Source organism: Massilia sp. BAP21 (assembly GCF_057801335.1).
Genome location: NZ_CM173596.1, coordinates 3,485,994 through 3,510,930 on the forward strand (window position 1 = coordinate 3,485,994; position 24,937 = coordinate 3,510,930).

Here is a 24,937-nt window from a genome sequence, read left to right on the forward strand (position 1 = left end):
ACTGCACCGGACAACATCGACATCGAACTGCGGATGCTGGTCGAGGCGGTCTACCTCAAGTACAACTACGACTTCCGCGACTACACCGGCGCCTCGCAAAAGCGCCGCGTGCTGGTGGCTCTGCGCGAAATGGACTGCGCCACGGTCTCGGAACTGCAGGCCAAGGTGCTGCACCAGCCGGAAGCGTTTTCCCAGCTGCTGCAATACCTGACGATTCCCGTCTCCGAGATGTTCCGCGACCCGGAATACTTTGCGGCGATCCGCAGCCAGGTGGTGCCGCACCTGCGCACCTATCCGTCGCTGAAGATCTGGGTGGCCGGCTGCAGCACCGGGGAAGAGGTGTATTCGCTGGCCATCCTGCTGCACGAGGAAGGGCTGCTGGAACGCACCATGCTCTACGCCACCGACATCAACCCGGTGTCGCTGGACGCGGCGCGGCGCGGCGTGTTCCCGCTGGACCGCATGCGTTTATTCACCGAGAACTACCAGAAGTCGGGCGGTAAGCGCGCCTTTTCCGATTACTACACGGCGGCCTATGGCGGCGCCCTGTTCGAGCGCATGCTGGTCGAGAACGTGACCTTTGCCGACCATTCGCTGGCCACCGACAGCGTGTTTTCGGAAACCCATTTCGTCAGCTGCCGCAATGTGATGATCTACTTTAACCGGCGCCTGCAGAACCGCGTGCTGGGCCTGTTCCACGAGTCGCTCTGCCACCGCGGCTTCCTGGGCCTGGGCAGCAAGGAGAGCATCGACTTTTCCAGTTACGCGAATCGCTTCGAGCCGCTGGCGCGGCGCGAGCGCCTGTTCCGCAAGGCGGCCGAATGAGCGACTTGGCGGCCAGGTTCGCGCAGGTGCTGGCGGGGCGGCGCATCGAGGCCGTCGTGATCGGCGCCTCGGCCGGCGGCGTCGATGCCCTGGTCGCGCTGCTGCCGGCGCTGCCGGTCAGCCCGAAGCTGGCCGCCGTCTGCATCCTGCACGTGCCGAGCGACCGCGACAGCCGCCTGGCCGAACTGTTCGACGCGCGCCTCGGCCTGCCGGTGCGCGAAGCGATGGACAAGGAAAGCGTCGAGCCGGGCACGCTGTACTTCGCCGGCGCCGGCTACCACCTGTCGATTGAGGCCGATCGCGTATTTTCACTCAGCTGCGAGCCGCCGGTGCACTATGCGCGTCCGGCCATCGACGTGCTGATGGAGTCGGCCGCCGACGCCTATGGCCCGGCCCTGGCCGGCATTTTGCTCACCGGCGCCAATGCCGACGGCGCCGAAGGCATGCAAAGGATCAGGCAGCGCGGCGGCCTGACCATTGTGCAAGACCCGATTGAAGCGCAGGCGGCGACGATGCCCGAAAAAGCCATCAGCCTGTGCGCCCCGCACCTGGTGCTGCCGCTCGCGGACATCCGCGTGCTGCTGCCCCTGCTGGAGACAACAACACCATGAGCTTCCAAGAGCCAAGCAAACTGTTAATCGTCGACGACCTGCCGGACAACCTGCGCGCCCTCGATGCCCTGATCCGCGACGAGCGCCGCCTCGTGTTCCACGCCCATTCCGGCGAGGAAGCGCTGACCCTGCTGCTCGAGCACGAGTTCGCGCTCGCCATCCTCGACGTCCAGATGCCGGGCATGGACGGCTTCGAGCTGGCCGAACTGATGCGCGGCACCGAGCGCACGCGCAACATCCCGATCATGTTCGTCTCGGCCGCCGGGCGCGAACTGAATTACTCGTTCAAGGGCTACGAGAGCGGGGCGGTCGACTTCCTCTACAAGCCGCTCGACCCGGACGCGGTGCGCGGCAAGGTGAACGTGTTCGTGGCGCTCGACCAGCAGCGGCGCGAGGTGGCGCGCCAGATGGAAGCGCTGGAACGCAGCCGGCGCGAGCAGGAAATCCTGCTGCAGGAGCTGAACGCGACCCAGGCCGAACTCCAGCGCTCGCTGCGCATGCGCGACGAATTCATGTCGCTTGTCGCCCACGAACTGCGCACGCCGCTCAACACCCTGTTCCTGGAAATCCAGATGCGCACGCTGCACCTGAAGCGCGGCAATCTGCAGGCCTTCAATGCCGAACAGATGGGCGCCATGGTCAAGCGTGACGAGCGCCAGGTAAAGGCGATGATCCGCCTGATCGACGACATGCTGGACGTGACCCGCATGCGCAACGGCACGCTGTCGGTGCGGCCGGCGCCGGTGGAGCTGATGGGCATGCTGGAACGCGTGGTGAGCGATCTGTCGCTGCAGGCCGCCGCCAGCGGCTGCGCCATCGGTCTGCAGCCGCACGAACCCGTGTTCGGCCACTGGGACGAATTCCGCATCGAGCAGGTGATCGTCAATCTGCTGACGAATGCGCTGCGCTATGGCGGCGGCTGCAACGTGGAAGTGAACGTGCAGGTCGACGGGTGCTGCGCCCGCATCGACGTGGCCGACAAGGGCAAGGGCATTTCGCCCGACGACATCGAGCGCATCTTCCAGCCTTTCGAGCGCGGCACCCGCAACGGCGAACCGAAGGGCCTGGGCCTGGGCCTGTACATTTCGCGCCAGCTGGCCGTGGCCCACGGCGGCGAACTGACGGTGACCAGCACGCCGGGGCAGGGCTCGACCTTCAGCCTGGCGCTGCCGTGCAGCGTGATGACGCCGCGCGCCGAAATTCCAGCCTGAATACCGGACTAATCCCGGGCTAACCCGGGGCCGATCCCGGGCCCGTTCGCGCGGGCGATTGAAAATCCAAATCGGGCGGCGGTTGCAAACCCCGCCCGTTTCCCTCACACTTACGCGGCACTTGCGAGGCTGATATCTTTTGTCACCTCTGCATCATAGGTAAAATCAATTGAACTCATCTGATCAATTAATTTTACAAAAGCACAGCAAGAGCATAAACTTCGTTTCATCAATTTTTGATTTGACCCACAACAGGAGCTTCCATGTCCCTTATCAACACCGAGATCAAGCCTTTCAAAGCAACCGCTTACCATGCTGGCAAATTCATCGATCTGACCGAAGAGCAGTTCAAAGGTACCTGGTCCGTCCTGATGTTCTACCCGGCCGACTTCACCTTCGTCTGCCCGACCGAACTGGAAGACCTGGCTGACTTCCAGCCAGAATTCGAAAAGCTGGGCGTGAAAGTCTACGGCGTGTCGACCGACACCCACTTCGCCCACAAGGCATGGCACGACACCTCGGACGCCATCAAGAAAGTGAACTACCCGCTGATCGGCGACCCGACCGGCACCCTGGCACGTAACTTCGAAGTCATGATCGAAGAAGAAGGCCTGGCACTGCGCGGCACCTTCGTCATCAATCCAGAAGGCCAGATCAAGGTCATGGAAGTGCACGACAACGGCATCGGCCGTGACGCGTCGGAACTGATGCGCAAAGTCAAGGCAGCCCAGTACGTCGCCGCCCACCCAGGCCAGGTGTGCCCAGCCAAGTGGACCGAAGGCGCCGAAACCCTGACCCCGTCGCTGGACCTGGTCGGCAAGATCTAAGGTGGTAGGACCTCGATAAACCTACTGCGCGTCGGATTGGCGCCCTGCGATGCTCGCTGTACTCCTCGTACAGCTGCGCTTCTCGGACGCCACTCCTTCCGCTCGCTACGGTTTCTCGAGGTCCCGATACGCCAACGAGTAGCACAGTAATACCCGTAGCACCGGAAGCCCGCCGATTGGCGGGCTTCCAATAAAAACCTCTGTATTTCAAGGAAAATCACCATGCTGGACGCAACCCTCAAGAAGCAGTTACAAGCCTATTTGGAAAAAGTGGTGCAGCCGATTGAGATCGTTGCATCGCTTGATGACTCGCCAAAAGCGCGAGAAATGGAAGAGCTGCTCAAGGAAATCACTTCCCTGGGCACCAAGATTACTTACCGCGAAGACGGCAATGCCACGCGCAAACCGTCGTTCGCCATCAACCGCGTCGGCACCGATATCGGCATCGAATTCGCCGCCATTCCGCTGGGCCATGAGTTCACCTCGCTGGTGCTGGCCCTGCTGCAGGTGGGCGGCCACCCGATCAAGTTCGATGCGCCTGTCATCGAGCAGATCAAGAACCTGCCGGGCGACTTCGTGTTCGAAGCCTTTATTTCGCTGTCGTGCCACAACTGCCCGGAAGTCGTGCAGGCGCTGAACTCGATGTCCATCATCAACCCGCGCATCAAGGTCACGACCATCGACGGCGGCCTGTTCAAGGATGAAGTCGAAGCACGCCAGATTTTGGCAGTGCCGATGATGTTCCTGAACGGCGAGCACTTCGGCCAGGGCCGCATGAGCGTCGAGGAAATCCTCGCCAAGCTCGACACCGGCGCCGGCGCCAAGAAAGCGGAAGAACTGAGCAAGAAAGAAGCCTTCGACGTGCTGATCGTCGGCGGCGGCCCTGCCGGTGCGGCAGCGGCGATCTACTCGGCCCGCAAAGGCATCCGTACCGGCGTGCTGGCCGACCGTTTCGGCGGCCAGGTGATGGATACCCTGGCGATCGAGAACTTTGTCTCGGTCAAGGAAACCGAAGGACCGAAGTTTGCTGTCTCGCTGGAAGAGCACGTCAAGCAGTACGAAGTCGACATCATGAACCTGCAGCGTGCCGCCAAGCTGGAGCGCAACGAAGGCGAGAAGCTGTTCGAAGTGACGACCGAGTCGGGCGCGCTGCTGAAAGCCAAGTCGGTGATCCTGTCGACCGGCGCCCGCTGGCGCGAAATCAACGTGCCGGGCGAAAAAGAGTACAAGAACCACGGCGTGGCCTATTGCCCGCACTGCGACGGTCCGCTGTTCAAGGGCAAGCGCGTGTCGGTGATCGGCGGCGGTAACTCGGGCGTCGAAGCGGCCATCGACCTGGCCGGCATCGTCGAGCACGTGACCCTGATCGAATATGGCGCGGAACTGCGCGCCGACGCGGTCCTGCAGCGCAAGCTCTACAGCCTGAAGAACGTGAACGTGATCAAGAACGCCCAAACCACGGAAATCCATGGCGACGGCAAGAAAGTCACCGCCCTGTCGTACAAGGACCGCCTGTCGGGCGAGACCCACCGCGTGGAACTGGCCGGCGTGTTCGTCCAGATCGGCCTGATCCCGAACGCCGAATGGCTGAAAGGCACGCTGGAACTGTCGCCGTACGGCGAGATCGAAGTCGACGTGCGTGGTGAAACCTCGATCCCGGGCGTGTTTGCCGCCGGCGACGTGACCACCGTGCCGTTCAAGCAGATCGTCATCGCCGTGGGCGAGGGCGGCAAGGCTTCGCTGGCGTCGTTCGACTACCTGATGCGTCTGCCGACGGAAGAAACCGAGGCGCTGGAAGCAAAAGCAGCCTAAGCGTCAAGCGGCCCGGAGGGGCCGTCAGCAAGAACAAAAACGCCATCGCGACGATACTTGCGATGGCGTTTTTCTATTTCATTTGGAAATATTTCGGAACACGGCAGTGCTAAACTGTTGCATCTTTAGCATATATCTCCATATGAAAACCTTTTCTCTGCTGGCGGGCCTGGGATTACGCGATCTTCGTCGTGTGCTCGCGCTGGTTGTTGTGGCGGCGATCGGCGCTGGCTGCAGCAAAACCCAGCCCACTTGCATCGACCCGTCCACCATCGACCTCGTCAAACAGGGCGTCGAGGAAACGCTGGAAAAAGCCTTGTCCGGCTCAGGGAGCGACACCGAACTGCTCGACCGCCTCAATAAGCGCATGCAGATCGCCGTCACGACCATTCGCACATCGAACAAGGATGAAAAGATCGGCAAGGTCACATGCGAAGCCTCGCTCGAGATTACGCTGGCCAATGCCGATCAAATCGTCGGCGACCCGGTTTTCAAATCCCTGCAGGACAAACTCGTCGATACGAGCGGGCCGGCGTGGAAAACCGGCATCCAGTACACCGCCCAGCGTACCGAGGACACGAAGGAACTGCTGGTCGAACTGAGCGGCCATGCGCCCATGGTGGAATTGCTGTCCACGCTTGCCCAATCCGGCGTCATGGACCCCAGGCAGTCGCCGCCCGGCGACATTCCGCCCAACCTGCTCGCTTCCGGCAACGCACGCGACGCTGCCGTGCGACTGATGAATCACATCTACGGCAAACAGGAAAAGGAGCACGGATGCTGGATATCCCGGTTTGAAGGGATGCCGTATTGCATGAAGATCGCGCAATCCGAGATCAAGACGCTCGGCAGCGGAAAGCGTTTGTATGCCATTGCAAATGGACAGGCCATCGATCAGCAGGGCGAAGCGATTACTGCCCACGCCATGCAGGGCCTGGTCGGCGCATTCATCGTTGGCGAGACAAATGGCAAGCCCGCATTCATTGCGAAATCGACGACCATCCAGGCCGGCACCATGGGCACTGCGCCGTCCGAATGGATATTGACCGAGCTCGGAGCGAACGATAACTGGGGCTGGCGTGGCGAATACGGCGATTGCCACCAGGGTTATTGCGGCAGCCGGATGATTATCCTTGCAAATCGCGCCGGCGTCGTTCAAGAGGTCGGTGGGCTACCAACTGCTTATGACGACACGGGTGCATGCGGGGAGTGCGAAGGGAAGTCGTCATCGCTGGCCTCGACCGTGCGTGTCAGCGATGGTCCCGAAAATGCCGAGTTCTATCATCTGCTCGTCGCGGTGACCGGCACCAGCAACGGCGAGGAGTTGGCGAAAGAATGGACGCTGGCGTTCGACAATGCAAAGGGCACGTATAGCGAGCCTGCCGACTGGCCGCTCGCTGACAGGGACTTCTAGCAAAACGCCGCGTCATTGCACCCAACAAAAAGCGCCGTTCCACGTCAGTGGTACGGCGCTTGCTCTATCGTGCGCAGGTCTCGGCTGCGGCTGGGTAAAATGGGCTATCGAACTTGCCACGCAGGCAAGTATTGAGCCGTGTTTCGTAAAATCAGTGGAACATCATGAACGCCGCGCCCTGCAGCGCATTGGTCTCGTAGAGCAGCCAGGCGGCTGCACTGGCGAGGGCAAGTTGCAAGGCAGTCAGGGTGGTGGGAATTGAGCGCATCATGATCGTTCTCCGGGGCGGTACGGCGTGTTTTGTTGGTGTATGGTGCCATCTTAGCCATCCAACTGATGTTGCGGCATCGGCGGGAACTCCGCCGTTATGTAGGAAAAAGCCTTGTGGCCCTGTCTCAGCGGCACCCGGCCCAGCTGAACGGCGGCGCCGACAGCGCCGGTCCCGCATTTTCCCCCACCCGCACTCCTACACACCGGTTGGCGTGCATCCTATAGCTGGGTTTGCAGGGGAGGCTTACATTAGCTTCCATCATGACCCGACACGAACCCAAACTCCTGCATAACGGCCTCCTCGCGGTGCGCCGTAATTCCATTCGCAAGCTGCTGCGCTCCGTGTTCGGTATCGAACAGCTGCGCGAAGGGCAGCAACGCGTGATCGACAGCGTCCTGGACGGCAAGGACACCCTGGCGATCATGCCCACCGGCGGCGGCAAGTCGCTGTGTTACCAGATCCCCGCACGCATGCTGGGCGGCACCACGGTCGTGGTCTCGCCGCTGATCTCGCTCATGAAAGACCAGCTGGAAAAGCTCGATGAGCTGGGCGTGCGCGCCTGCCAGGTCAACAGCAGCCTGAATGCCGAGGAAGAGCACCAGGCCCTGGAGTCGATCAGCGGCGGCACCTGCGAAATCGTGTTCTGCACGCCCGAGCGCCTGACCTCGCCCGAATTCATCGAGGTGCTCAAGCACACCACGGTCACCCTGGTGGCCATCGACGAGGCCCATTGCATTTCCCAATGGGGCCACGATTTCCGCCCGGCCTACATCGAGATGGCGGCGGCAATCGCGGCCATCGGCAACCCGACCGTGCTGGCCCTGACCGCCACCGCCACCGACGAGGTGATGGAAGACATCGGCCGCCAGCTGAACCGGCCACGCATGAAGGTCATCAACACCGGCATCTACCGCCCGAATCTCGAATACCGGGTGCACCAGGTGACGAGCCTGGCCGACAAGTTCGCCGAAGCGCGCCGCCTGGTGGCCGAGACCGAAGGCGTGGGCATCGTGTACGCCGCCACCGTCAAGGCGGCCGAGGAAATGCATCGCATCCTGGAAGAAGCCGGCGAATCGGTGACGATTTACCATGGCAAGCTGCCGGCCGCCGAGCGCCGCGCCAACCAGGACATGTTCATGAACGACGAGCGCCGCATCATGGTGGCGACGAACGCTTTCGGCATGGGCATCGACAAGGCGGACACGCGTTTCGTGGTGCACCTGCAGATTCCGGCAAACCTGGAATCGTATTACCAGGAGTCGGGCCGCGCCGGCCGCGACGGCAAGGACGCCCAGTGCACGCTGCTGTTCCTGCAGGACGACAAGCGCCTGCAGCAGTTCTTCCTGGTGAAGCACTATCCGGATGCGGCCGAGATTCGCTCGGTCTACGACGCTGCCTGCGAACTGGCGGAAGCGGGGCCGGTCACCACCGAGCGCATCGAGGACAAGCTAATCGACCTGAACGAAGCCAAGATCAAGGTCTGCCTCAAGCTGCTGAAAGACGGCAAGCTGGTGCGCCAGAACCGCAAGCTGGAGTTCGTGATCACGAGTGCCGAGCCGAAGGCCGTCACCTTCGAGCAGCTGGCCCAGGTCTACATCCAGAAGCAGGACCACGACCGCGAGGCGCTGGAAAAGATGGTGGGCTATGCGGTGAGCGGTTTTTGCCGCTGGAAGCTGCTGCTCGACTATTTCAATGACGAAGTCGAAGGCTTCGAGAAGTGCTGCCGCTGCGACAACTGCCTGAATCCGCCGGCCGCCGCGCTGGAAGACATCGAGATCCGCGACGACGAATTCAGGCATGAGCCGGAACCGGAAGACACGGGTCCACACTTCGAAACAGGCATGCGCGTAACGGTGGCGAAGTACGGCGAGGGCGTGGTGAGCTCGGTGGCCGGCAGCCAGATCGGCATCGACTTCCCGGACGGCGAGCATCGGAGCTTTATGGCAGACTTCGTCAAGCTTGTTTAAAATATAAGGTTTGGCATGGGAGATATGGTCGTCGTACGCAAGGAAGGCCTGTACTGTGTGCCGGGCGGTTTCTACATCGACCCCTGGCGGCCGGTGGAACGGGCCGTGATCACGCATGCACACGGCGACCACGCGCGCTACGGCCATGGCCGCTACCTGACCGCCGCCAGCGGCGTGCACGTGCTGCGCTCGCGCCTTGGCGACATCTCGGTCGATGGGCTGGAATACGGAGAAACCGTGGTCCACAACGGCGTCACCATTTCGCTGCACCCGGCCGGCCATGTGCTTGGGTCCGCCCAAGTGCGCATGGAATGCGGCGGCGAAGTCTGGGTCGCATCCGGCGACTACAAGATTGAACCCGACAAGACCTGCGCGCCGTTTGAACCCGTGCGCTGCCATACCTTCATCACCGAATCCACCTTCGGCCTGCCGATCTACCGCTGGGCGCCCGAACAATCCATCTTCGACGACATGAACCGCTGGTGGCGCAAGAACGCGGAAGAGGGGCGTTGCAGCGTGGTGTTCGGCTATTCCTTCGGGAAGGCCCAACGCATCTTGTCCGGGCTCGATCCTTCCATCGGACCGATCGTTTGCCATGGCGCGGTCGAGCCGCTGAACCGCGTCTACCGCGAAGGCGGTATCGAATTGCCGCCGACGCTGATGGTCAGCGACGTGTCGAAAGCCGATCTGAAGCAGTCCATCGTGGTGGCGCCGCCGTCCGCCTCGGGGTCGGCCTGGATGAAGCGCTTCGGCGACTACAGCGATGCCTTTGCCAGCGGCTGGATGCAGCTGCGCGGCGCGCGCCGGCGGCGTGGCGTCGACCGTGGCTTCGTGCTGTCCGACCACGCCGACTGGCCGGGGCTGATGCAGGCGATTGCCGCCACCGGCGCCGAACGCGTGATCGTTACCCACGGTTCGATTCCCGTGCTGGTGAAGTGGCTGTGCCAGCAGGGGCTGGACGCGGCCGGCTTCGACACCGAATACGGCGACGACGATGACGATGTGGCGATTCCGCCGCAACCTGCCGAAGCTGCTGAAGCCGCCGAAACAGCGCAAGCCACCGAAGCGAACGATGCCCTCGGGACCACGGAGGCAAAGGAGACGCGCGATGCGTGAATTCGCCCGCCTCTACGCCGAACTCGACGAAACCACCGCCACCAACCGCAAGCTCGAAGCCCTGCAGCAGTATTTCTCGACCGCCGCACCGGAGAACGCCGCCTGGGCCGTCTACTTCCTGGCCGGCGGCAAGCCGCGGCAGGCCGTGCCGACCAAGCTCCTGCGCCAGTTCGCCATCGAATACGCGGTGCTCGACGAATGGCTGTTCGACGAGTCCTATCATGCGGTCGGCGACATGGCCGAGACCATCGCCCTGATCCTGCCGCCGCCCGAAAAACACAGCGACGTCGGTCTTGCCGAATGGATGACCGAACGCATCGGCCCCTTGCGCGGCGCCGACCCGGACGTCATCCGCGCCGCCCTGTTCAGCTACTGGAACGAACTCGATACGCGCGAGCGCTTTTTGTTCTGCAAGCTGATCGGCGGCGGTTTCCGCGTCGGCGTCTCGAAGCTGCTAGTGACGCGCGCCCTGGCGAACATCGCCGCCGTGGACAGTAAACTCGTGGCCCAGCGCCTGATGGGCTGGACCGACGGCAGCGTGCGCCCGACCGCCACCAAGTTCCTGCAACTCATCGCCGCCCAGTCCGACGAAGAGCACAAGCTGCGCGGCGGCCAGCCCTATCCCTTCTTCCTCGCGCACCAGCTGCAGGGCGATCCGGCCGCGCTGGGCGAGCTCAAGGAATGGCAGGTCGAGTGGAAGTACGACGGCATCCGCGCCCAGCTGGTGCGGCGCGGTGCGCAGAACTATTTGTGGTCGCGCGGTGAAGACCTGATCTCCGAACGCTTCCCCGAGCTGTGCGCGGTGCGCCTGCCCGAGGGCACGGTGGTCGACGGCGAAGTGCTGGTCTGGGACCATGCCAACGATGCGCCTGCCCCGTTCGCGGAACTGCAGCGCCGCATCGGCCGCAAGACGCTATCCGCCAAGCTGCTGGCCGAGCTGCCGGCGGTGCTGGTCTGCTACGACCTGCTCGAACTCGACGGCGTCGATTTGCGTGCGCTGCCCCAGCATGAGCGGCGCACGCTGCTGGAAACGCTGGTGGCCGCCGTCGACCAGGCGCAGCTGAAGGTGTCGCCCGTGGTCCATGCCGACGATTGGGCAGCGCTGGCCGAGCTGCGCGCCGAATCGCGTGCGCGCGGCGTGGAAGGCATGATGGTAAAAGCCAGGAGCGCCCAGTATGGCGTGGGCCGCACCAAGGACGTCGGCACCTGGTGGAAGTGGAAGGTCGATCCCTATTCGGTGGACGCGGTGCTGATCTATGCCCAGGCCGGGCACGGGCGGCGCGCTTCGCTGTACACCGACTATACCTTTGCGGTCTGGGATGACGAGGAAGGGAAGGGCGAGCGGCGCCTGGTGCCGTTCGCGAAAGCCTATTCCGGCCTGACCGATGCCGAGATCGCCCAGGTCGACAATGCGATCCGCAAGACCACGGTCGAGAAGTTCGGGCCGGTGCGCTCGGTGAAGCCGACCATGGTGTTCGAGATCGGCTTCGAGGGCATCGCCCTGTCGAGCCGGCACAAGGCGGGGATTGCCGTACGCTTCCCGCGCATCCTGCGCCGGCGCGACGACAAGCCGATCGAGGAAGCCGATACGCTCGACACCCTGAAAGGCCTGCTGGCCGCCGCCGGTGCATGAGCGGGCCGAGTAAAAAGGAGGTGAAAGCGTGGTTCGATGCGCGCGGCTGGAAGCCTTTCCCATTCCAGAAGGCGGTGTGGGACGCGGCGCTGGCCGGCCAATCCGGCCTGCTGCATGCGAACACAGGCGCCGGCAAGACCTACGCGGTGTGGCTGGCGGCGCTGCAGCGCGGCTCCCTCACCAAGGGACGCATGAGCGGCCTGCGCGCGCTGTGGATCACGCCGATGCGCGCACTGGCGGCCGACACCCAGCGCGCGCTGGAAGAATCGGCGGCGGCACTCGCGCCCGAGTGGACGGTTGGCGCGCGTACCGGCGACACCGGTTCCGCCGAACGCGCGCGCCAGGCCCGCAAGTGGCCGTCTGCACTCATCACCACACCCGAAAGCCTGTCGCTGCTGCTCTCGCACGCCGCGGCCGAAGAGCAGTTCAAGCACCTCGACATGATCGTCATCGACGAGTGGCACGAACTGATGGGCAGCAAGCGCGGCGTGCAGGTGCAGCTGGCGCTGGCGCGCCTGCGTACCTGGCGCCCGGGCCTGGTGATCTGGGGCGTGTCGGCGACGATGGGCGACCTCGACCTGGCGCGCCAGGTGCTGCTGGGCGCAGATTCTGAGAATAAGCCGGGCGTCCTGGTCGAAGGCGATACCAAGAAACAGATCGTGGTCGATTCGCTGATCCCGAAGGACGTTTCGCGCTTCCCCTGGGGCGGGCACCTGGGCCTGCAGATGCTGAAGCCCGTCATCGACGAGATCGAGCACTACGACGCGACCCTGGTCTTTACCAACACGCGCTCGCAGTCGGAAATCTGGTACCAGAACATCCTCGAAGCCCGCCCCGACTGGGCCGGCGTGATCGCGCTGCACCACGGTTCGCTGGCGCGCGAGGTGCGGGACTGGGTCGAGATGGGCCTGAAAAAGGGTGAGCTGAAAGCGGTGATCTGCACCGCCAGCCTGGACCTCGGCGTGGATTTCCTGCCGGTCGAGCGCGTGCTGCAGGTGGGCAGCGCGAAAGGCATCGCACGCCTGCTGCAACGGGCCGGGCGCAGCGGTCACGCGCCGGGCCGGGTCTCGCGCGTGACCCTGGTGCCGACCAACAGCATGGAAATTTTGGAAGCGGCCGGCGCCAAGGTGGCGGTGGTCAAGCGCCGCATCGAAGGACGCTACGTGCCGAACAAGCCCTTCGACGTGCTGGTGCAGCACCTGGTGACGGTGGCGCTGGGCGGCGGTTTCCGCTCCGAGCAGCTGTTCGAGGAAGTGAAGCGCGCCTGGTCTTACCGCGACCTGAACGAGGAAGAATGGCAGTGGGCGCTGGATTTCGTCGCGCGCGGCGGCCAGAGTTTGACCGTGTATCCGGAATACCGGCGCGTGCTGCCCGACGAGGAGGGCGTGTACCGCGTGCCGGACATCGGCATCGGACGCCGCCACCGCATGGGCATCGGCACCATCGTCTCGGATGCCTCGATCCAGGTGAAGTACGTCAGCGGCGGGCGCATCGGCAGCATGGAAGAGTCCTTCATCTCGCGCCTGAAGCAGGGCGACCATTTCCTGTTCGGCGGACGCATCCTGGAATTCATCCGCGTGCACGAGATGACGGCCTTCGTGAAACGCGCCACCGGTTCGCGCGGCGCCATCGCGCGCTGGCAGGGCGCGAAGATGCCGATGTCCTCGGAACTGGCGCACGCCGCGCTGGAACAGCTGCGCCAGGCCGCCGAAGGCCGCTTCGAGGGGCCGGAAATGCAGGCCATCCGGCCGCTGCTGGAAATCCAGGAAAAATGGTCGGCGCTACCCACCATCGACACCCTGGTGCTGGAATCGATGAAGAGCCGCGAGGGGTATCACCTGTTCGTGTATCCGTTCGCTGGCCGTTCGGTGCACATGGGCCTGGCCTCGCTGTTCGCCTGGCGCATCGGGCGCGTGCAGCCGATTACGTTTTCGATCGCGGTCAACGACTACGGCTTCGAGCTAATGGCGCCGGAGCCGGTGGACTGGGAGAGCATGTTCGCGGGCGCCACCGGGCTCGAGGTAGCGCTGTTCGCTACCGAGCACCTTCTGGAAGACGTGCTGGAAAGTTTGAATGCGACCCAGCTCTCGCAACAGCGCTTCCGCGAAGTGGCGCGCATTGCCGGGCTGGTGTTCCAGGGTTATCCGGGCCAGCCGAAGTCGAACCGGCAGGTGCAGGCTTCGTCGTCGCTGTTCTTCGAGGTCTTCCGCAAGCACGATGCCGGCAATCTGCTGCTGACCCAGGCCCAGCGCGAAGTGCTGGAGCAGGAACTGGAACTCACGCGCCTGCGCGAAACGCTGGAAGAACTGCATGCACGCAAAGTGGCGTATCGTGTGGTCAAGCGCGCCACGCCCTTCGGCTTTGCGCTGATGGTCGAGCGCTTCCGCGAAAAGGTGAGTACCGAAAAACTCAACGACCGCGTGGCGCGCATGGTACGGGAACTGGAAAAGGCAGCGCAGGTATGAGTGGTACGGGTGAGGTAGTAACAGTGGCATCGGCGGTGGCGGTGGCGGGCGAAACCTTGATGCTGTTGCCGGAAAAGGCCGTGTACTGGCAGGCGCGGCAGATGCTGATCATCGCCGACATCCACTTCGGAAAAGCGGCGTCCTTCCGCGCCCAGGGCATTCCGGTGCCGCGCGGCACCACCACGGAAAACCTGGCCGGGCTCGACGACCTGGTCGAACGCTATGGCGCCCGCCACGTGATGTTCCTCGGCGACTTTTTGCATGCGCGCGCGGCCCATGCATCCTCGACCCAGGGGGCGATGCTGGCCTGGCGCCGCACGCGGCCAGACCTGCAGCTGACCCTGGTGCGCGGCAACCACGACAAGCACGCCGGCGATCCGGCGGCCGCGCTCGGCATCGAGCTGGTCGACGAGCCGCATACGGTGGGGCCGTTCGCCTTTTGCCATCATCCGGACCTCGATACCGGGGGTTACGCCCTGGCTGGGCACGTGCATCCGGCCTGGGTGCTGGCCACGCGCTACGACGCGCTGCGCCTGCCGTGCTTCGTCGTGGGTAGCCAGCGCATGATCCTGCCGTCCTTCGGTTCCTTCACCGGCGGGCACGTGGTCACGCGCGAAGCGGGCGATGCCATCTACGTGACCTCGGGCGAGGCGGTGCACGCGATCCGCTAGGCCGGCTTCGCTCTGGCATCCGGCGTTTTCGCTCCGCCGAAACCGGCTTTCGTCGCAGCCGGCTTGCCGCCGCCCGCGCGGCTCGGCAGAATGGGCTCGTTGCTAACCAGACAAAGCAAACGCCGATGCCCACCACTCTCTTTCCTGCCGAGGCAGCGCCGGCGCCAGCGCCGGCAGCCCCACCGGTGCTGCGGCGCCTGCTGGCCGACCTGCGCATTGCCTTGCCGGTCAGCCTGCTGGCCGGCCTGGTGATCACGCTTGCCAATGGCTACCCGGAATTGCTGTACGAGCAGCTGGTGTATTCGGTGTGGATCGGCCTGATTGCGTTTTGCATGGTCGACCTGGCGCGCCTGCTGGTCTGGCCTGGTCCGCAACGGCGTGCGCACCAGTGGCTGGCGTTTCTCGGCCTGATGCTGCTGGCCTCGCTGGTCGGCCATTTCGCCGGCATCCACGTCGGCGCCGTCTTCCTCCGCCACGAGGTTCCCTCGCTGGCCGCGTACCCGTCTATTGGCCGCCTGAGCATGGTGCTGTTCACCTTCCTCGGCATGTGCACGATGACCTTCCTGGTCGAGTACCGCGAACGCCTGGCGCGTATCCAGCGCGAGCACCAGGAAGCACGCCTGCGCGCCGAAGTCGTCGAGCGCCAGGCCGTGCAGGCGCAATTGCGCCTGCTGCAGGCCCAGATCGAGCCGCACATGCTGTTCAATACCCTGGCCAACTTGCAGGGCCTGATCGCCCTGGACCCGGAGCGCGCCAGCCGCATGCTCGACCAGTTGATCCAGTACCTGCGCGCCACGCTCGGCGCCACGCGCGCGGACAGCACGACGCTGGAGCAGGAATTCGCCGCGATGCAGGCTTACCTCGGCCTGATGGGTGTGCGCATGGGCGCGCGCCTGGCTTACCGCTTCGACCTGCCGCCGGAACTGCGCAAGGCGCGCCTGCCGCCGCTGCTGCTGCAGCCGCTGGTCGAGAACGCCATCGTGCACGGACTGGAACCGAAGATCGAGGGCGGCGAGATCCTGGTCGAAGCCCGCTCCCGCGACGGCCTGCTCGATATCGCCGTGCGCGACAGCGGCCTCGGCCTGGATGAGGACGCCGCTCCAGCCCGCAGCGGCGGCGGGGTGGGCGTGGCCACCACCCGCGAACGCCTGCAAGCCCTGTATGGCGAGCGCGCCAGCGTGCTGCTCGCGCCGGCCCAGCCGCAGGGCACAATCGTCCGACTCACCCTTCCACTGGAGAACCCATGAGCATCCGCGCCCTGATTGCCGAAGACGAACCGATCCTGGCCGCGGTGCTGGCCGCCAGCCTGCGGCGCCTGTGGCCGGAACTGGAGATCGTCGGCACCGCGCCGAACGGCGTCGCCGCGGTCGAACAGGCGCTGGCGCTGCGGCCGGACATCCTGTTTTTCGACATCAAGATGCCGGGGCAGAGCGGGCTCGAGGCGGCCGAGGAACTGGCCGAGTGCTGGGACGCTGTTGGAGAAAACGCGGCGCCGTTCCCGCAGGTGGTGTTCGTCACCGCCTACGACGAATTCGCGGTGCAGGCCTTCGAGCAGGCCGCCGCTGACTACGTGCCCAAGCCGGTGAACGACGCGCGCCTGGCGCGCACGGTCGAGCGCCTGCGCGCGCGGGTTGCCAGCCGCGCAGGCGATGGCGGGCTGGCCAGCCTGGTCGGCCAGTTGCAGGCGCTATTGCCGGCGGTGGCCGCACCTGAACGCCTGAGCGTAATCCGCGCCGCCGTCGGCAATACCGTACGCATGATCCCGGTGCAGGAGGTGGTGTTCTTCCAGGCGCTCGACAAGTACGTGAACGTGGCCACCGCCGACAGCGAGGCCCTGATCCGGCTGCCGCTGAAGGACTTGCTGCCCCAGCTCGACCCGGCCTGTTTTCAGCAGGTCAGCCGCAGCACGGTGGTGAACCTGCGCTGCGTGGCGCATGCCGGGCGCGATACGGCGGGCAAGGTGGTCCTGCACCTGCGCAACCGGCCCGACAAGCTGCGCGTAAGTCCCGTCTACGCCCACCAGTTCCGGCAGATGTAGCCGCGCCGCCGTTTTTTAATGCGGGACATTGCCGCTGCGCTTTACTGCTGTGCTCGTCTGCACGGTACGTTAGCGCACGGTAGACGCGCTTGCGCAGGCGTACTTTCATTCCATGCCCCAGGTCCGCACCGGACCCATCAAGAGGAGGGAAACATGAAAGCACGCAAGACAATCTGCAGCCTGGTGTGCGCACTGCTGCCGCTCGGCCCCCTGGCGCTGGCCCCCATGGCCGCCCAAGCGCAACAATATGCGAATGAACGCATGCCGGCGCCGGACATCCGCGGCTTCGACGTCGAAGAGGTGCGCCGCATCGCCCCCGGCGTGGAGCTGCATTTCAATCTGTACGGCACGCCCGGCGGCAACGCCACGGTGAAGATCGACGGCGCCACCCGCAACCTGCGCCTGCACGAACTCGACCGTGGCCAGTACGCCGGCACCTACACGATCGGCACCCACGACCGCATCCGCAACGGCAGCCGCGTGACGGCCGACCTGCGCGTGGGCGACCGCGTGGCCAGCGACGTGCTCAGGGAAACCCTGGTGCGCGACGGCGCGCCGCCGGCAGCCCAGCGCAACCTGGCTGCCGACAACCGCGGCCGCACTACCGAGTCCCCGCGCGCGGCGCGCTACTGCACCAATTGCGCCACCGTGGAAGCGGTGAACGTGGTGGAGAACAAGGGTTCCGGCGCCCTGGGCACGGTTGGCGGCGCCGTCATCGGCGGCCTGCTCGGCAACCAGGTCGGCAGCGGCAGCGGGCGCACGGCGGCAACGGCGGCCGGCGCCATCGGCGGCGCAGTGGTGGGGCGCAATATCGAGCAAAACCAGCGCCGCGACCAGCGCTACGAAGTCGTGGTCCGGTATTCGGGAAATGGCGCGACGCAAACCCTGCAATACGACAACGATCCGGGCTTCCGCGCCGGCGACGCGGTGCGCGTGAACGACGGCGTGCTGTCGCGCGACCAATAAGAGCCTATCTCAGTAGGCTCGAGTCGCCGCTGGCGCGCCTGACAAGCGGGGGCTGCGTTGCTCGTCGTTGCATGGAACCACCATGCGGCCTCCTCGCGCCTTGCCCGCGCTTGCCATGCATCGCCATCCGCTTCCTCGTGCCTACTAAGATAGGCTCTAAGGCGGCGATTTAAAACGAAACCGGCTCCGATAAGGCGCTCTCGTCCTGAGAAAGCCGCATCGGAGCCGATTCCTGCACTGCTACGACAGCCGGGCATTCCTGCGAACTGCTCCGGTAAAACATGCGCCGGTAGGAGCGCTCAGGCGGTGGCAAGCATCTGGTCGTCGCCGGCCGTATCGAGCTCGGCCTTCTTGCCGGCAGCCTTGGTGCGCGAGCGCGACGGCGGCAGGCGGCGCAGGGTCTTGAGGGCTTCGGCGTCCTTGATGCCGATGGTGCGCTGGTCGACGGTGATCAGGCCGATTTCGTTGAACGCCGACAGCGTGCGGCTGACGGTTTCCAGGGTCAGGCCGAGGTAGCTGCCGATCTCGTGGCGTGTCATGCGCAGGTTGAACAGCTTGCTCGAGTAACCCATGGCGGCGAAGCGGTCGGCCAGCGACACCAGGAAACGGGCTACGCGGGCTTCGGCCGAGAGGGCGCCGAGCATGCCGATCATGGCCTGTTCGCGCACCAGTTCGCGGCTCATGACGCCGTACATCAGGTTTTCGAGCTCCATGTGCACGCGGCCCAGTGCCGTGAGTTTCTTGAACGGCAGCAGGATCAGGTCGCAGTCGGACAGGGCCACGGCCTCGGAGGCGTAGTGGCGGGTGTGGATGCCGTCGACGCCGAGCATGTCGCCCTTCATCGGGAAGCTCAGCACCTGCTCGTTGCCGAACTCGTCGATGAGCACGGTTTTCAGGAAGCCGGAGTTGACGATGTACAGGGTGTCGAAGGCCTGGCCGATGGTGTGCACGCGCTGGCCGGTCTTGAACTGTACGTGCTGGAACAGCAACTCTTCGGAGTTGACCGAGACCGCGGCCGGAATATGCAGCAGGTCGCAGACTTCCTTCAGGTTGGACCACAGGCGGCCCTGGCGTTGGCGGCCGGCCTCCATCGGCGTGGTGTGCATGGTCGACGTGCTGGCGGTGCGTTGGTCTGTCGTTTGCTGGGACTGCATGCTCATCTCCAGTGAAGAATTCTTTCGGGTGAGGCCGCGAGTGGCGCTGCACCGGTGCTTCAATAGGAATTCAGGAACGGCGGCAGGCTGGCTTACGAAGAGAAAGGTGATCGCAAGCAAGTCGATACGCTGGATTCAGTATGCCAACACGAGTCCGGCAGTGGTATCAGCAATGGCTGAATGTGTAGGTAGGAGAGAAGGTAGGAATGTAGGAGTATTCCGACCGAATTACTTACCGCATAGAGGGAGAGGCTTGGTCGCAGCGGATGCGGACCACTGCGAATGGATCAAACTGCGCGTGGCGCTGGTGGCACGAATGCGACTGGACGGTGTCCAAGTTGATTAGGCTTCTTGACGCGTCACGACGCATTGTTGCTTATAGCGCAGTCGTGCCGGAAATACTTTCACGCCAGCATACGGCGGCGCGATCAAGCCTTCATCGGCGCCAGCAGGCGGTGCGCCACCGCATATTGCACCATTTCCGACAACGAAGTCATGCCCATCTTCTGCATGATGCGCGTCTTGTGGGTGCTGACGGTTTTCACCGACAAGTGCAAATTGTTGGCGATCTCGGTGATCGACTTGCCGCCCACCAGCAGCGAAAACACCTCGAACTCGCGGTCCGACAACTGCTTGTGCAGCAATTGCTCGTTCGGCGCCATGATGTTCAGGGCCAGTTGCTCGGCCACTTCGGTGCTGATGTAGGGCCGCCCCGAGGCCACCTTGCGGATCGCCCCCACCAGCTGCGTGCCCGCGCTTTCCTTGGTGAGATAACCGGCTCTGGTGCAAATTATGGACAAAGGTACGCCAACCTGCCGGTGCGCCGGCTGAGTTCACGCAGCCAGAACAGCTGCCCAGATTTCGGACGGAGTTTGCCCCTGAGTTCCCAGACCTCGTAGGTCGAACTGCCCTTTGCGAATGCGATGCATGAGCTCAATACCTTGTATTGTCGTGGTAGCGGAAGTGAAGCTTTTTAAACCCAGCATCGTTCCAAGTCTGGATTTGACATTGCGATGGTCCTGCTCGATCAGATTGTTCAGATATTTTGACGAGCGAAGCTTCGTTAAGTCAGGAAGACGTCCCTGCTCTTGAAGTTCGCGAACGGCACGGTGGGAAGCGGCATAACCGTCCAGCGTAATAGTCTCGGGTGACCGGCCTTGAGAACGTATGGCTTTACGAAAGAATGCCTTGGCCGAAGCGACGTTGCGCCGCGGGCTGAGCCGGAAGTCGACGGTATTGCCGGCCGAGTCGACAGCCCGGTAGAGATAAGCCCACTGGCCGCGGATTCTGACGTAGGTCTCGTCCACCCGCCAGGAGGTGCCAGCCGACGTCGCGAAGCGGCTCCAGCGTTTGTCGAACTCCGGTGCGTACCGCTGAACCCAACGCAGGATTGTCGTGTGAGCGATCGGCAGGCCTCGCTCAGCCATCATCTCGACCAGGTCTCGGTACGACAGCTTATAACGCAGGTACCAGCGCACGCAAAGGATGATGATCTCTTGTTCGAAGTGTCGGCCCTTGAACAGGTCGCTCGTGCTCGCGTGACTACGCATGTTAGGCAAAGGCCGTCATTCTAGCTGAGCTGCAGGTTTGCACCAGAGCCGCAGCAGTTGCGTCAAGCTTTACGATAGAGTGTTCACTCGGTTGCACTGCAACAAATTATCTCCTAACATACAACTCAATGATGCTTTTAATGCAACTTTTTAAGGAGTGTCGCTGTGCGTCCTTTTCCCTATGCCCCTGATGTAGAAACGGTTTCTGAAGACGAAGCACACCTGACAGACCAGATCGTCGAACAGATGGCGGCCGCCAACCGCTGCGCCTTCGAGCGTCACCGTCACGCAGTCCGCGACGCCCATGCCAAGTCCAATGGCCTGCTGATTGGCGAACTAGCGGTGCATGCGAATTTGCCGCCCGAGCTGCGTCAGGGGATTTTCGCCGAGGCGCGCAGCTACCACGTTGTCGCGCGCCTATCCTCGGCACCCGGCGACATCCACTCCGACAAGATTCCGGCACCGCGCGGCTTTGCGCTCAAGGTGATGGGCGTGGAGGGCGAGCGCCTGTCGCCCGGCATTGCTGGCGCCAACCAGGATTTTCTGATGGTGAACTTTCCGGTGCTTGCCTTCGGCACCATCCCGAAGTACAAGCAGATGCTAGCGCTGCTCGAAGCCAATTCACATGCGCCGGATACCTTCCAACGGCTGGTGGCTGGCACCGCGCGTGGCGCGAAAGAGCTAGTGCAGGCACTGGGTATGGAACCAGGCGCAACGCTCGAAGGATTGGCGCGCGATAATTACCATCCGCTCGGCGAGACTTACCACACACAGGCGGCGATCCGCTTTGGCGACTACATTGCCAAGCTCGCGCTCGCGCCCAAGTCTGCAGAGGTGCGTACGTTAACAGGGCAGCCTCTGACAGAGGTGCATGATGCCTGCATGCGCGACGCCGTCAGTGCCTTCTTTGCCGAGCATGGCGCCGAATACGAACTGTCGGCGCAGTTGTGCGTCGATCTGGCGGCGATGCCGGTCGAAGACGCTGCCGTACGATGGAGCGAGGAGCGTTCGCCACACTGCCCTATCGCCACGCTGCGCTTCCCTCCGCAACCGACTGCGACGCCGCAGCGCCAAGTGTATGGCGACGATGTCCTTTCCTTCAACCCCTGGAACGGCATCGAGGCGCACCGGCCGCTGGGCGGCATCATGCGCATCCGGCGCGCGGCCTACGAGCGTTCGAGCGCGTATCGGCACACGATGAATGCGCGTCCGCGCACGGAGCCATCGCAGCCTTCCGACATCCCAGACTGAGGAGCCAGAACCATGACCGACAAGACCACCGACCCGCGCCTGGACGACGAAACCTGGCTGCAGGAAGTCAGGCGCCGCATCGACGCGGTTGCGCACGACGCGCCGCATCTTGCCAAGATCGCACTGGAAGCGATGGTGCGCAAGCACAATCCCGACCTGAAAGGCAGCGCCAGATCGGCCGGGCGCGCCGGCAAGCAGTCCGGGAACGTGTCCGAGCTGACGGCCATCGCGCCGCTCAAGCCGGGCGGCGCCGACCGTCTGCGCCGCATCTTCGATCTCACCAACGGCAATATGGATGGCGCCCAGCGCGTCTCTACCTTGCACGACATGCGCTTTGTTTTCTTCGACAACGACACACGCATCCTGTTCGCCACCACCTATGACGGCGACTGGGACAGCTACATCAATGACTTCGCGACCAAGATTCCAGAACTGATGGACCTGCTATTCGCGAACGTGGAGGGCTGGCCCGGCATCACCAGCCCGAAGGTGAAAGACTTCATCGCATCGCACCAGATCGACGCCGCCGGCTGGTTTGTCGCCAATCCGCAGGTGACCGTGGTCGACACCCGCCGCTACCAGCGGATGGAAAAGGCGCTGGACACCTTCTTCGACGCCATGGCCCCGCATCCGCCTGCGGACGAGGCGACACGCAAGGCGCTGGACACCCTCACTGCCACGATCTCGCAGCCAGAAGGGGTGGATTACTGACATGGGCCTGCTCAACGATCTGAAAGCGCGCTTCCAGCGTGAACGGGTGACGCTGGCCCTAGACGACATCCAGGCCCTGATCCTGCGTTCTCGTCCCGAACCCTATGTCGGCATCCACGCGATGCTGCGTTTCGAGGATGAGGAAGGAGGACGCGACCTGGTGCGCCGTCTGGCCGCCCACATCCCTTCTGCGGCCGGCTGGACCGACGACCGCGATGCCTGGACCGGCGCCGCGCTCAGCTTCGAGGGCTTGAAGGCGCTGGGTCTGCCGGAATCCTCGCTCAAGAGTTTTCCGCTGCCTTTCCAGCAAGGCATGGCGGCGCGCGCCGAGCAGTTGCGCGACGTCGACGTCAATGCGCCCGAACACTGGGATGAAGCGTTCCGCCCCGGCGCCTGCCACCTGGCGCTGACGATCTATGCACGCGACGACGCCGCGCTCGAAACAGCGCGCGCTAAGGCCATGGGCGAACTGGCGCGCTCGCACGGCGTGACTTTGCTCGGTACCCACACATTCGGCGCTGATGCCGATGCCAAAAACCCCTTCGGCTTCCGCGATTCGATTTCGCAGCCAGCGGTTGCCGGCAGCGGCGTCGATGCGCTGCCGGGCCAGGAACGCGCGATCGCGGCCGGCGAATTCATCCTCGGCGAAAACAGCGAGACCGGAGCGCCGGTGGCGATGCCGGATCCGCCCGAGTTAGGACGCAATGGTTCTTTCGTGGTGCTGCGCAAGTACGCCAGTCAGGTGGGCGCGTTTAACGACTTCGTGCGTAGCCAGGCGGCCAGTGAATCTGACGAAGAGCTGCTTGCTGCTAAGCTGGTCGGCCGCTGGCGTAGCGGGGCGCCACTGATCCTGGCGCCGGGGCGCGACGATCCGGCACTGGGCGCCGACCCGAACCGCAACAACGATTTCGATTTTTCGACGGATCCGCGCGGCCTGGTCTGCCCGCATGCGTCCCACATGCGGCGCCTGAATCCGCGCGACAGCAGGCTGACGATCCTGACCGATGTGAACATCCACCGCATTATCCGGCGGTCCTCGACCTTCGGCCCCAAATGGAGTCGCGAGGTAACGGCGGCAGACGATGCACGGAGCGAGCGCGGCATCTTCTTCATCTTCATCAGTGCACGCGCCTATGACACCATCGAGTTTCTTCAACAGGAATGGATCAACCGCGGCAATTTCATCGACTTGGGCACGGAGCGCGACGCTATCGTCGGCCTGCACGAGACGCCTGGCAGTTTCACGCTGCCGCAGTCGCCAGTGCGGCGCCGGTTGGACGGCGTGACTACGTTCAACCAGCTCAAGGGCGGCGAGTACCTGTTCATGCCCTCGCTGGCAGCGCTACGCTGGATCGGCGAGGCCGGTTGGGCACGTTAATAATCTGCGGAACAGGAAGCTGTAACCGTTGGCCCGCAGGCGTAGGAAGACTGCTTCACGGATGCGCCGCCAACCGTCGGCTTGCAGCCACTCTTGAAGAGGATTCTAGTGAATACCTCGAATTTAAACTCCATACACTAGAGAACCCGATAATATGGTTTCTAATGTCGAATGTTGGTGGGATGCTTGGTTCGGACCTACCGCATGTTAGGTGCCGATCAACCTGCAGCTTCAGTTAAAACAAGCGGCTCTGGTGCAAATTATGGACAAAGGCACGCTAACCTGCCGGTGCGCCGGCTGAGTTCACGCAGCCAGAACAGCTGCCCAGATTTCGGATGGAGTTTGCCCCTGAGTTCCCAGACCTCGTAGGTCGAACTGCCCTTTGCGAATGCGATGCATGAGCTCAATACCTTGTATTGTCGTGGTAGCGGAAGTGAAGCTTTTTAAACCCAGCATCGTTCCAAGTCTGGATTTGACATTGCGATGGTCCTGCTCGATCAGATTGTTCAGATATTTTGACGAGCGAAGCTTCGTTAAGTCAGGAAGACGTCCCTGCTCTTGAAGTTCGCGAACGGCACGGTGGGAAGCGGCATAACCGTCCAGCGTAATAGTCTCGGGTGACCGGCCTTGAGAACGTATGGCTTTACGAAAGAATGCCTTGGCCGAAGCGACGTTGCGCCGCGGGCTGAGCCGGAAGTCGACGGTATTGCCGGCCGAGTCGACAGCCCGGTAGAGATAAGCCCACTGGCCGCGGATTCTGACGTAGGTCTCGTCCACCCGCCAGGAGGTGCCAGCCGACGTCGCGAAGCGGCTTCAGCGTTTGTCGAACTCCGGTGCGTACCGCTGAACCCAACGCAGGATTGTCGTGTGAGCGATCGGCAGGCCTCGCTCAGCCATCATCTCGACCAGGTCTCGGTACGACAGCTTATAACGCAGGTACCAGCGCACGCAAAGGATGATGATCTCTTGTTCGAAGTGTCGGCCCTTGAACAGGTCGCTCGTGCTCGCGTGACTACGCATGTTAGGCAAAGGCCGTCATTCTAGCTGAGCTGCAGGTTTGCACCAG

Annotated in this window: 19 protein-coding genes and 2 pseudogenes; 17 read left to right on the forward strand and 4 right to left on the reverse strand. The window is 63.5% G+C overall.

Translation table 11 applies throughout. The features are described from left to right. The first annotated feature begins 33 nt into the window (after positions 1 to 33). From ACWYRN_RS15370 to ACWYRN_RS15435, 14 genes are all read left to right on the forward strand, one after another. Positions 34 to 825 (forward strand): CheR family methyltransferase, encoded by a 792-nt coding sequence (locus tag ACWYRN_RS15370; protein ID WP_229438978.1) that lies wholly within the window; start codon positions 34 to 36, stop codon positions 823 to 825. Then, on the forward strand, positions 822 to 1,436 hold the full coding sequence (locus tag ACWYRN_RS15375) for a chemotaxis protein CheB (protein ID WP_488688475.1): 615 nt from the start codon (positions 822 to 824) through the stop codon (positions 1,434 to 1,436). Before ACWYRN_RS15370 ends, ACWYRN_RS15375 begins: the two co-directional genes overlap by 4 nt. Continuing rightward, on the forward strand, positions 1,433 to 2,647 hold the full coding sequence (locus ACWYRN_RS15380) for a hybrid sensor histidine kinase/response regulator (protein ID WP_488688476.1): 1,215 nt from the start codon (positions 1,433 to 1,435) through the stop codon (positions 2,645 to 2,647). Before ACWYRN_RS15375 ends, ACWYRN_RS15380 begins: the two co-directional genes overlap by 4 nt. 263 nt (positions 2,648 to 2,910) lie before the next feature. Beyond that, on the forward strand, positions 2,911 to 3,474 hold the full coding sequence (gene ahpC / locus ACWYRN_RS15385; protein ID WP_229438895.1) for an alkyl hydroperoxide reductase subunit C: 564 nt from the start codon (positions 2,911 to 2,913) through the stop codon (positions 3,472 to 3,474). Between the two features lie 222 nt (positions 3,475 to 3,696). Then, a complete protein-coding gene (gene ahpF / locus ACWYRN_RS15390) occupies positions 3,697 to 5,286 on the forward strand; it encodes an alkyl hydroperoxide reductase subunit F (RefSeq protein WP_488688477.1) in 1,590 nt (529 codons plus the stop codon). 142 nt (positions 5,287 to 5,428) lie between these two features. Beyond that, positions 5,429 to 6,700 carry a hypothetical protein gene (locus ACWYRN_RS15395; RefSeq protein WP_488688478.1) on the forward strand — a complete coding sequence of 424 codons (1,272 nt, stop codon included), beginning with the start codon at positions 5,429 to 5,431 and terminating at the stop codon, positions 6,698 to 6,700. Positions 6,701 to 7,231: 531 nt separating this feature from the next. Further along, positions 7,232 to 8,938 (forward strand): RecQ family ATP-dependent DNA helicase, encoded by a 1,707-nt coding sequence (locus tag ACWYRN_RS15400; RefSeq protein ID WP_488688479.1) that lies wholly within the window; start codon positions 7,232 to 7,234, stop codon positions 8,936 to 8,938. Positions 8,939 to 8,953: 15 nt separating this feature from the next. Continuing rightward, positions 8,954 to 10,054 carry a ligase-associated DNA damage response exonuclease gene (locus ACWYRN_RS15405; RefSeq protein ID WP_488688480.1) on the forward strand — a complete coding sequence of 367 codons (1,101 nt, stop codon included), beginning with the start codon at positions 8,954 to 8,956 and terminating at the stop codon, positions 10,052 to 10,054. Then, complete coding sequence (locus ACWYRN_RS15410; RefSeq protein ID WP_488688481.1) at positions 10,047 to 11,687, forward strand: ATP-dependent DNA ligase; 1,641 nt, start codon at positions 10,047 to 10,049, stop codon at positions 11,685 to 11,687. The genes ACWYRN_RS15405 and ACWYRN_RS15410 overlap by 8 nt, the downstream gene beginning before the upstream one ends. After that, positions 11,684 to 14,152, forward strand: a complete 2,469-nt coding sequence (locus ACWYRN_RS15415) for a ligase-associated DNA damage response DEXH box helicase (protein WP_488688482.1) — start codon at positions 11,684 to 11,686, stop codon at positions 14,150 to 14,152. The genes ACWYRN_RS15410 and ACWYRN_RS15415 overlap by 4 nt, the downstream gene beginning before the upstream one ends. Further along, positions 14,149 to 14,823 carry a ligase-associated DNA damage response endonuclease PdeM gene (gene pdeM, locus ACWYRN_RS15420; protein ID WP_488688483.1) on the forward strand — a complete coding sequence of 225 codons (675 nt, stop codon included), beginning with the start codon at positions 14,149 to 14,151 and terminating at the stop codon, positions 14,821 to 14,823. The genes ACWYRN_RS15415 and pdeM overlap by 4 nt, the downstream gene beginning before the upstream one ends. A gap of 125 nt (positions 14,824 to 14,948) precedes the next feature. Further along, complete coding sequence (locus ACWYRN_RS15425; RefSeq protein WP_488688484.1) at positions 14,949 to 16,070, forward strand: sensor histidine kinase; 1,122 nt, start codon at positions 14,949 to 14,951, stop codon at positions 16,068 to 16,070. Beyond that, complete coding sequence (locus ACWYRN_RS15430) at positions 16,067 to 16,861, forward strand: LytR/AlgR family response regulator transcription factor (protein ID WP_488688485.1); 795 nt, start codon at positions 16,067 to 16,069, stop codon at positions 16,859 to 16,861. Before ACWYRN_RS15425 ends, ACWYRN_RS15430 begins: the two co-directional genes overlap by 4 nt. Positions 16,862 to 17,014: 153 nt before the next feature. Then, entirely contained in the window at positions 17,015 to 17,827 is an 813-nt protein-coding gene (locus ACWYRN_RS15435; RefSeq protein WP_488688486.1) for a glycine zipper 2TM domain-containing protein, read from the forward strand. Positions 17,828 to 18,126: 299 nt separating this feature from the next. Here the strand turns inward: ACWYRN_RS15435 and ACWYRN_RS15440 are convergent, their stop codons facing one another. The 3 genes and pseudogenes from ACWYRN_RS15440 to ACWYRN_RS15450 form a co-directional block, all read right to left on the reverse strand. Further along, a complete protein-coding gene (locus tag ACWYRN_RS15440) occupies positions 18,127 to 18,918 on the reverse strand; it encodes a Crp/Fnr family transcriptional regulator (protein ID WP_488692822.1) in 792 nt (263 codons plus the stop codon). 491 nt (positions 18,919 to 19,409) lie between these two features. Next, positions 19,410 to 19,757 (reverse strand): annotated as a pseudogene (locus ACWYRN_RS15445) (LuxR C-terminal-related transcriptional regulator); the annotation flags it as partial. Positions 19,758 to 19,814: 57 nt separating this feature from the next. After that, on the reverse strand, positions 19,815 to 20,531 hold the full coding sequence (locus ACWYRN_RS15450) for an IS6 family transposase (RefSeq protein ID WP_488688487.1): 717 nt from the start codon (positions 20,529 to 20,531) through the stop codon (positions 19,815 to 19,817). 165 nt (positions 20,532 to 20,696) lie between these two features. On the opposite strand from ACWYRN_RS15450, the gene ACWYRN_RS15455 reads away from it, so the two are divergent. The 3 genes from ACWYRN_RS15455 to ACWYRN_RS15465 are packed head-to-tail and all read left to right on the forward strand — an operon-like array spanning position 20,697 to position 23,871. Next, complete coding sequence (locus ACWYRN_RS15455) at positions 20,697 to 21,782, forward strand: catalase family protein (RefSeq protein ID WP_488688488.1); 1,086 nt, start codon at positions 20,697 to 20,699, stop codon at positions 21,780 to 21,782. Between the two features lie 12 nt (positions 21,783 to 21,794). After that, on the forward strand, positions 21,795 to 22,493 hold the full coding sequence (locus ACWYRN_RS15460) for a hypothetical protein (protein ID WP_005664110.1): 699 nt from the start codon (positions 21,795 to 21,797) through the stop codon (positions 22,491 to 22,493). Between the two features lies 1 nt (position 22,494). Continuing rightward, complete coding sequence (locus tag ACWYRN_RS15465; RefSeq protein ID WP_488688489.1) at positions 22,495 to 23,871, forward strand: Dyp-type peroxidase; 1,377 nt, start codon at positions 22,495 to 22,497, stop codon at positions 23,869 to 23,871. 303 nt (positions 23,872 to 24,174) lie between these two features. Here ACWYRN_RS15465 and ACWYRN_RS15470 read toward each other — a convergent pair. Further along, positions 24,175 to 24,891 (reverse strand): annotated as a pseudogene (locus ACWYRN_RS15470) (IS6 family transposase). Positions 24,892 to 24,937: the final 46 nt, after the last annotated feature.

Coding starts and splice junctions, on each gene's coding strand:
- ACWYRN_RS15375 (WP_488688475.1), top strand. CDS start 822: ATGAGCGACTTGGCGGCCAGGTTCGCGCAGGTGCTGGCGGGGCGGCGC.
- ahpF (WP_488688477.1), top strand. CDS start 3,697: ATGCTGGACGCAACCCTCAAGAAGCAGTTACAAGCCTATTTGGAAAAA.
- ACWYRN_RS15410 (WP_488688481.1), top strand. CDS start 10,047: ATGCGTGAATTCGCCCGCCTCTACGCCGAACTCGACGAAACCACCGCC.
- ACWYRN_RS15460 (WP_005664110.1), top strand. CDS start 21,795: ATGACCGACAAGACCACCGACCCGCGCCTGGACGACGAAACCTGGCTG.
- ACWYRN_RS15415 (WP_488688482.1), top strand. CDS start 11,684: ATGAGCGGGCCGAGTAAAAAGGAGGTGAAAGCGTGGTTCGATGCGCGC.
- ACWYRN_RS15435 (WP_488688486.1), top strand. CDS start 17,015: ATGAAAGCACGCAAGACAATCTGCAGCCTGGTGTGCGCACTGCTGCCG.
- ACWYRN_RS15425 (WP_488688484.1), top strand. CDS start 14,949: ATGCCCACCACTCTCTTTCCTGCCGAGGCAGCGCCGGCGCCAGCGCCG.
- ACWYRN_RS15400 (WP_488688479.1), top strand. CDS start 7,232: ATGACCCGACACGAACCCAAACTCCTGCATAACGGCCTCCTCGCGGTG.
- pdeM (WP_488688483.1), top strand. CDS start 14,149: ATGAGTGGTACGGGTGAGGTAGTAACAGTGGCATCGGCGGTGGCGGTG.
- ACWYRN_RS15380 (WP_488688476.1), top strand. CDS start 1,433: ATGAGCTTCCAAGAGCCAAGCAAACTGTTAATCGTCGACGACCTGCCG.
- ACWYRN_RS15440 (WP_488692822.1), bottom strand. CDS start 18,918: ATGGAGGCCGGCCGCCAACGCCAGGGCCGCCTGTGGTCCAACCTGAAG.
- ahpC (WP_229438895.1), top strand. CDS start 2,911: ATGTCCCTTATCAACACCGAGATCAAGCCTTTCAAAGCAACCGCTTAC.
- ACWYRN_RS15465 (WP_488688489.1), top strand. CDS start 22,495: ATGGGCCTGCTCAACGATCTGAAAGCGCGCTTCCAGCGTGAACGGGTG.
- ACWYRN_RS15395 (WP_488688478.1), top strand. CDS start 5,429: ATGAAAACCTTTTCTCTGCTGGCGGGCCTGGGATTACGCGATCTTCGT.
- ACWYRN_RS15430 (WP_488688485.1), top strand. CDS start 16,067: ATGAGCATCCGCGCCCTGATTGCCGAAGACGAACCGATCCTGGCCGCG.
- ACWYRN_RS15450 (WP_488688487.1), bottom strand. CDS start 20,531: ATGCGTAGTCACGCGAGCACGAGCGACCTGTTCAAGGGCCGACACTTC.
- ACWYRN_RS15370 (WP_229438978.1), top strand. CDS start 34: ATGCTGGTCGAGGCGGTCTACCTCAAGTACAACTACGACTTCCGCGAC.
- ACWYRN_RS15405 (WP_488688480.1), top strand. CDS start 8,954: ATGGGAGATATGGTCGTCGTACGCAAGGAAGGCCTGTACTGTGTGCCG.